At 63.0% G+C, this 7453-nt stretch carries 6 protein-coding genes; all 6 read left to right on the top strand.

The features are described from left to right. A partial coding sequence (locus ABWP50_RS12160) for a M12 family metallopeptidase (protein ID WP_353218253.1) occupies positions 1 to 782 on the top strand: 782 nt, incomplete at its 5' end. A gap of 181 nt (positions 783 to 963) precedes the next feature. Continuing rightward, positions 964 to 2361, top strand: a complete 1398-nt coding sequence (locus ABWP50_RS12155; RefSeq protein ID WP_353218252.1) for a caspase family protein — start codon at positions 964 to 966, stop codon at positions 2359 to 2361. A 26-nt stretch (positions 2362 to 2387) separates the two neighbouring features. Next, the gene (locus tag ABWP50_RS12150; protein ID WP_353218251.1) at positions 2388 to 4181 is read left to right on the top strand and encodes a DUF3160 domain-containing protein; all 1794 of its coding nucleotides are present in this window, start codon (positions 2388 to 2390) and stop codon (positions 4179 to 4181) included. 1 nt (position 4182) lies between these two features. Continuing rightward, positions 4183 to 5817, top strand: coding sequence for a caspase family protein (locus ABWP50_RS12145; protein WP_353218250.1), 1635 nt, complete (start codon positions 4183 to 4185; stop codon positions 5815 to 5817). Beyond that, positions 5814 to 6590 (top strand): OmpA family protein, encoded by a 777-nt coding sequence (locus tag ABWP50_RS12140; protein ID WP_353218249.1) that lies wholly within the window; start codon positions 5814 to 5816, stop codon positions 6588 to 6590. The genes ABWP50_RS12145 and ABWP50_RS12140 overlap by 4 nt, the downstream gene beginning before the upstream one ends. A gap of 76 nt (positions 6591 to 6666) precedes the next feature. Continuing rightward, on the top strand, positions 6667 to 7453 hold a 787-nt coding region (locus ABWP50_RS12135), incomplete at its 3' end, for a caspase family protein (RefSeq protein WP_353218248.1).

Here is a 7453-nt window from a genome sequence, read left to right as displayed (position 1 = left end):
CAGGCGCAGCGCAAGCCCAGCCCCAAGCCAAACCGCAATCCCCTTCACAATCGCCATCTTCTGACCAGATGGACTCGGACGGCGCGCCGCTTGATCTTGCCGCCATGCGCTATACTGCCAAATCCGCTACGCTGCGATCCGTGCAGTGGAATGGCATGCGCTCCTTGCCGGTTTGCTGGGAAAATCCGCGGCCCGAACACGAAGCCAAGCGTGAACGCATCAGGCGCGGAGTTGCCGAAACGTGGGAAGCTGCAGGAAACGTGAACTTCGTGGGCTGGAGCCCTTGTCAGCCAAATGAACAGGCAATTCGCGTTCGTGTTTCAGCCAATGAATGGCCGCGTGCCATCGTTGGACGCGGCGCGCTGGCCCGGCGGACCACGATGTGGTTGAACTTCGACCTGCCATTGATGGCCGGCTTCGCAGGTTGCGCGGCTAAAGTAGAGAGATGCGAGGATTTTACCGCCATCCATGAATTTGGCCACGTGCTGGGCCTGATCCACGAACAGGACCGCCCTGATACGCCCGACACTTGCCGTCAGGCCTTGGGAAATGGCGGTATTACCCAGCGACCAGCCGACGATCTGGTTGTGATGTCTGGTTATGATCCGGAATCCATCATGAATTATTGCAGCGTTCGAGGCTGGGATTCTGCACAGCCGCTCGTGCTGACAACCGAGGACAAAGCTGGCATCGTCAAGATGTTTGGTGCTCGCGCTGCTGCTGAGCCGCCATCGGAACCACAGCCCAAACGGCGCAGATTTCCGGTGTTTGTCCCGCAATAAGACCGTTTCTCGAAGTTCTGGCGTTTACAGTGCAAACCAACCCAACTAAAATTGTCAGGAGAGCCTGTATGAAGATCAATATTGCCTTGCTTGCGACTGTTGTGCGCGCTGCGCCAGCAATGCCGGCCATTCCAAACCTGAACGTAATTGTCCACAGCTTCAAAGTGGAAGGGTGATCGTCATGCGTCGTTTGCTTGCCACCCTCGCCCTTGCCACCACCCTGTCGAGCGGAGCGCTGGCTGAAAACCGGGCACTGCTGATTGGCGTTGGCGCTTACCAGTCACCCGATGTCAACAAACTGCCGGGCATCGATAAAGATGTGCTCATGATGGCTGATTTTTCCAAGCGTCTCGGCGTGGCCGCACCCGTGGTGTTGATGGACCGGGCCGCCACCCGCGACGGAATCCTGGCGGCAATGAAAACGGCGCTGACCCAAAATGTGAGCGCTGATGATGTGATTTTAATCTATTATTCAGGCCATGGTACCCAGGTTGCTGATACGGACGGCGATGAACCGGACGGCGGTGACGAAGTAATTCTGGGATACGACACAGGTTACATGACAACAGCAAATGGCGACAAGGGCCTGCGCGGCGTCATCAACGATGATGAGATCGGTCAATTGCTGCGCCAGTCGCCCAGCAAGAATGTGATCTTGATGATCGATGCTTGCCACAGTGGCACGATCGACCGATCGGCAGCGTTGCCCGGCGGTTTCCAGGGCGAAACCAGGGGCGTATCGAAATTCTTCAGTTGGTCCGGCATGGGCGGCAAGGCGCCAAAGGCGTTCAATCCGCAGGCCCGCGCCGGGGATGCTGCCGGATCCGGTGCTTATGTCTCGCTATCGGCGGCAGCTGATAGCGAAGTGGCACAGGCCACTTCGACTGGCAGCGTGTTCACCGTGGGTGTCACTCGGGCAATTGCGGAGAAATCGGCTGGCAGAGCAATCACGCCGCGCGATTTGCTGAACGGTGCACGCGTGTTCATCACGCAGGAACGGCAAACGCAAACCCCCGAGATCAACGGGTCGCCGGACTTGATGGACAAACCGTTGAAATTGACGTCCGTCGCCGACGGCAACGGCCCCAACTGGACGCGGATATATAATACGGCAAACAAGCTGCCCAAAGTCGAGGTGAGCGGTGTCAAAGCGCAGTACACGGACGGCGAGAAGCTGGTGTTCGATATCGATGTGAAATCCGATGGCTATCTGAACATCGTGGATGTTGGTCCTGACGACAATGTCACATTGTTGTTCCCCAACAAATTCCAGCCTGCCAACAAGGTCACTGCCGGGCGCTTCACCGTTCCGGCCAGTGCCATGCCATTTGATCTACCCGCGGGGTCACCATATGGCCGATCGATGATCGTCGCCTTTTTGACCAGTGCGCCACTTTCGCTGCTGACGTCAGCCTCCGATGGCAAGACGGCGACATTGGCTTCGCCATCGCTGGCCGGCCTCGAAGCTCTCGGCGTGATGACACGGTCGTTCGGCGCAGCAGCCAAAGCCGACGGCAGCGGCGCATGGGCTGGTATAGCCGAGACACAAGTGTGCAGCCGCGACGGGGGCTGCCGCTGACAGGCCCAGCGGTCAGGGAGACGGCGATGTTTGGACGACGTGAAATCATCGGCCTTTTGGCCGGTGTTGCCGGCGCCGTGAACGTCCCGGCGCGGGCAGCATTGGGATACGGCAACGGATTGAACGCCTATCCTTGCCGGCACGGCATCAAGGCGTTCGATGCAGCGCCGGCAAGCTTCCTGGCACTTTATGCTGACAATCGGGAACAAGGCCGCCCAAACCTGGTTACCGAAGCCTTCCTGATCCAGATGCTGTCGCTCAGCTTGCGGCGAGCGCAGCGCGAATTTGAAAAGACGGTCCTGTTGCCCTTGCTGGTGGACTGGCAGGCGGCGGTGCTGGCCGCACTGGGTGGCAAGGCGCAGGATGCGATGGCTGGCCAGGCAATGGCGGTGTTTGGCAGCCTGCTGACCGGGGCCCAGCCAGCCAATCGCCGCGCCGAGGCCGACGTGCGGCTGGCGCTGGCAGCCGATGGGATCGAGCGATCAAATGTGCTTGGGGTGCGGCTTGATTTCAGCCAGTGCCGGCCGCGCGGGCATTATGCCGACGATCCGGCGCTGTCGCGCATGTTTCGCGCCATGCGATATGCCGGGCTGGCGCCGTTCCTGCTGAATGCTTCGCCGGCCACGGGCGTTGACCAGGGCATGGCCAAGGCATTTGCCGCCGCAGCGTTGACATTGTCGGCCGCAATGCGCAGCGCTGCTGTGCGGCCGCTCACTGAAAGACTTGATGGCATGCTGGCCGCTGCATTCGGCCCAGCCGAAGATTTGAGTTCGGCCGATCTGCCGGCGCAGCCAGCCACAGCCGAAGCCTTGCGCGATCAATGGTTGACGGAGTCTGCAAAGAGATTGCCGGCAGTGATCGATGTCGTGATGGACAATCGTAAATTGGGCGCACTCACCCCGGCGCAGGCCGCGATCAGCTGGCGAATCCTGCCTGGCCGGCGGCTATCCGATGTCGCGGCCATGCAGCAGCTGGTGACGCCGCATGTTGGTGCACCAATTGGGCCGGAGGCCGCCGCGGCATTTGCGGCTGGCAGTGTCGATGGCCAGCTGGTGCGGGCTTATGTCGGCTTTGACGATGTTCGGCTGCTTTATGGGCTGTCGCCGGCGCCTGGCGATGCTGCATTTGCCTTTGCCGACATGACAGCCGGTGCACGGCTGGCGTGGGCCGAAGCCGGGCGGCCGGCGCTGCCGTCCGACAATTTGCGGCGCTTTCTGCTCAAAACCGGGCCCGGTGCCTCTGCGAGCCGCATTGACGCCCTTTTGGGCCTGTATGTTCACCATCGCCACGGATTGGCCATGGTGGCCAAGCAATCGATGACATCGACCCCCAAAGGACTGGTGTTCGCGTCGCCGCGGCCGGGTGCCGTGCTGGCAACGGATCTGGTCTTCATCGAAGCACTCGCCGAACTGGCGCGCGGCCACGCGTCACGCTTCCCGGCGGAGAGCTGGGCCGTCTGGCAGGAGCATTTGCAACAATTGGCCGAAATCGCGTTCCGGCGCAGCCACATCTGCGGCGGCGATGCCGATGATCGCCTGCTCAACAATCTCGATCTGGCTTTGGCGGCGTTGATCGATCCGGGTGATGATGCCCCGCTGACCGTGGATATCCATACCGTGCCCAGCGAGCGCAACGCGGTTCAGATCGGTATCGGCCGTCCGGCCCCGATTGTTGCTGGTTCAGCAGTTGGCGCAAATTTTGCGCTCTATCAGTGGAAACAACCGATGCAGTCGCGAATGAACGATGTTGAATTTGCCGTTTGGCTCGCAGGCAATGCTGCGGCAGCAGCGGCAAGCTATTCTGCGCAAGATCGGTTCTGACATGCGCTGGCGCCCAACTGTTGCTTCCGTGCTGGCGGCGGCAATCCTGGCGTGGCCGGCCGCCGCGCACGCCCGCACCATCGCGCTGCTGGTTGGCATTGGCAAATACACCGGCGCGGTCCCCCCGCTGCCGGGGCCGGCAAATGATATCCCGGCCATGCGCGGCCTGGTCAGTGCGCGCATGGGCGCTGCCGACGCCGACATTGTCATCTTGCAGGACCAGTCCGCGACAGCAGCCGCCATCCGCCGGGAGCTGCGCGCGCTGGTCACGCGCAGCAAGCCGGGCGACCGCGTGGTGATTTATTTTTCCGGCCACGGCACCAGCGCCAAGGATCCAGCGGCGCGCAGCTACAATCTGCCCGATGGGTCGGGAGCCTTTGTGCCGATTGACGTGGAGGTGGACAATGGCCGGCCGCTGCGCGAGCGGCTGATCGTGGGGCGCTTCGATTTGCGGCCACTGGCGTTGCAGCCGCTCGATGATGGCGGCCGGGATGTGTTGCTACTGATGGACAGCTGCTATTCCGGCAATGCCGCGCGGGGGGTGAAACCCGGCATCCTCTACCGTTATGCGGCACTGGGCGCCGAAAGCGACCCGCTGCTCACCGCAGCTGCAACCGACAAGACCGCGCCGGCCGGCGCCGAGCCGGCGGCCTACCCCTATCGCCGTGTCATCATGCTGTCAGCTTCGGCCGAAACCGAAAAGGCAGCCGATCTGCCGGGCGGCCTGACCGCGTCGGGCAAACCGCAAGGCGCGCTGACCGATGCCCTGCTGCGCATCTACGCCGGTGAAACGCCTGCCGATTTCGACCGTGATGGCAAAGTATCCTACCTGGAAGTGGCGCGCGGCGTGACTGCGGCGATGGGCAAGCTGAATCTGAAACAGACACCGCAGTTGCTGCCATCGCTGGACAACAATGCCGCGCCCGGCCTGCATGATGCCGTGCCAGGTCTGGCACCGCTTCCGGTGGCGGCGCAGCCATTCAAGGTCGCGGTTGCGGCCAGCGCCGCCACATTGGCGCGGCAATTGCAGGCCGCCGGGATCACGGTGGTTGCAGGCGGCAACGCTGATTTGCAGGTTGCGGCCGGCCCGGGCGGCCTGGCGCTGCGCAGCGCGGCGGGGGATCTCGTGCTGGCTGCGGCCACGCCGGCCCAGATCATCGCGCGGGCGCGGGCCGAACAATGGCTGGCCAGCGCGTTGGCTGGCGGCGGCGGCGGCCTGTCCGTGCGGGCGCAGGCGCTGCCGGCGGCCGCAGGCGGCACGTTCGTGATCGGCAAAGGCGATGCCATCCGGCTCGGCGTGACGGCCAATCGCGCCGTGCAGCCGATGGTGATCGACATTGCCCCCGATGGCCATCTGCGCATGCTGTATCCGGTGTCGGCACGCGAAGTGAAGATCATGCCCGCCAACAGCCGCGCCGTGGTGCCCGAATCCGATCCGATCGTGGCGGTGCCGCCAGCCGGCAGCGATCAGGTGGTGGTGCTGGGTTTTGATGCCATTCCGTCCGACATCGCTCGCTGGTTTCAATTGGATGCCAGCATCGAAAGCGGCGAAGGCCAAGCGTTTGTGCAGTGGGTGGCAGCACAGCGCGGACGCTACGGCGCAGCCAGCCTCGCGCTCAGGATAACCCCTCCATGATGCGCATGCTTGTTCTGTCGCTGCTGCTCGCTGCCCCGGCAGCAGCCGTGGATTGCAACCCCGAAGCCGTTGCGGCCGCCGCATCGGATGCCCGCGCGCCCATTGATGCCTACCGCCAGGGCATGGCCGATTTGCAGGCCGATCGCTATGCCGATGCCGATCTGGCCTTTCGCCGGGCTTATGGCGGTGCCGGCAAGGCGGCGGCGCAGCTTGAAGTTGCCAGCCTCGCCCGGTTGATGGAAACCGCTTTGGCCATGAAGGACTTGCGCGTCGCCTGGCACCGGCTTCGCCTGCTGCGCCAGATCACCGGCACCAGCCCGCGCGATGCGTGGGTGGATGCGCTGATCCTGCAGGCTGATGCAGCCACGGCCGCCGTGTCCGAGAGCGCGGATGTGCTGGCCTTCACCAAAAACTGCCGCAGTTTCGGCGTGGCCCCGGCAATCAACCTGCGCATCCTGTTTGAAACCGGCAGCGCAACACTTGATGCCGAGGGCACAGCCCAGATCGCGCGGCTGGCGCAGGCATTCCAGGCCGCCAACGTGAAGGGCGCACTGGTGCGCGGCCATACCGATCAAACCGGCAGCGACGCATATAATGATGTGCTGTCACGCGCCAGAGCCGAAACAGTGGCGCGTGCGCTGGCCCGCGCCGTGCCGGCCCTGCAAGGCAAGCTGCGCACAGATGGCCGCGGCGAACGCGAATTGCTGTATGCAGCCGCCGGCGCCGATCAGGACCGGCTCAATCGCCGCGTCGAATTGGTTCTCGATCCTTAAAAACATTGCAACCATATTGTTCCGATTTGGCGTTCAAGTAGTATAACGTTGCGCAAATATTGGGGCGAGACAAAACGTGGAGCGATTCGGTCATTATCTGCTTGGCCTGTTTGCCGCTGTGTTGCTGGTGTCCAGCAATGCTGCGCACGCCAGGCGCGTTGCCATCATCATTGCCAACGAAACCTACGCCAGCGAAGCCCGGTTGAGCAATCCGGTGCGCGATGCCCGCGCCATTGCCGCCGCGTTGGGGCCACAAGGCGCGAAATTCGATGAGGTACGGCTGCTGATCGATCTCGATCAGAAAGGCATGAAGCGCGCGATACTGGCAATCGCCGACCACACCGGCGCCGATGCGTTGGTCGTCTATTTCAGCGGCCACGGCATCCGCGATGAACATCGCCGCAATTTCCTGCTGCCCGTCGAAGCGGTGATCAACCGCCCGGGCGATATCGCGGTGGAAGGCGTTGATGCCGAAGATTTGATCCTTGCCGTGAAAAAGGCGCAGCCAAAATTGGGCCTGATCGTGCTCGATGCCTGCCGCAATAATCCGTTTACCGCCGCAATGGGCACCCGCAGCGCCACCAAGGGCCTGATGCGGTACGGCGGCGAAGGCCTGAATGGCGTGCTGGTGGCCTATGCCACCGAAGGCGGGCAAGTCGCGGACGATGGGCGCGCCGGCACTGGCAGCCCGTTTGCCATCGCCTTTGCTCGCCACATTGCCACGCCGGGCACGCCCTTGCTGGCGCTGCTCGATCAGATCGGCGACGATGTGGCGGCCTTCACTGGCGGCAAGCAAACGCCCACGCGCGATGGCAATATGCGCGCCAATGCCATGCTGATCCCGGCGGTGCTGAACCGGCCGG

It is taken from the genome of Sandarakinorhabdus sp. (assembly GCF_040398645.1).
In the GTDB taxonomy this organism is placed as follows: Bacteria; Pseudomonadota; Alphaproteobacteria; order Sphingomonadales; family Sphingomonadaceae; genus Sandarakinorhabdus.
The sequence above is the reverse complement of the archived record's forward strand: the minus strand, read 5'-3'. Positions and strand labels throughout refer to the sequence as shown.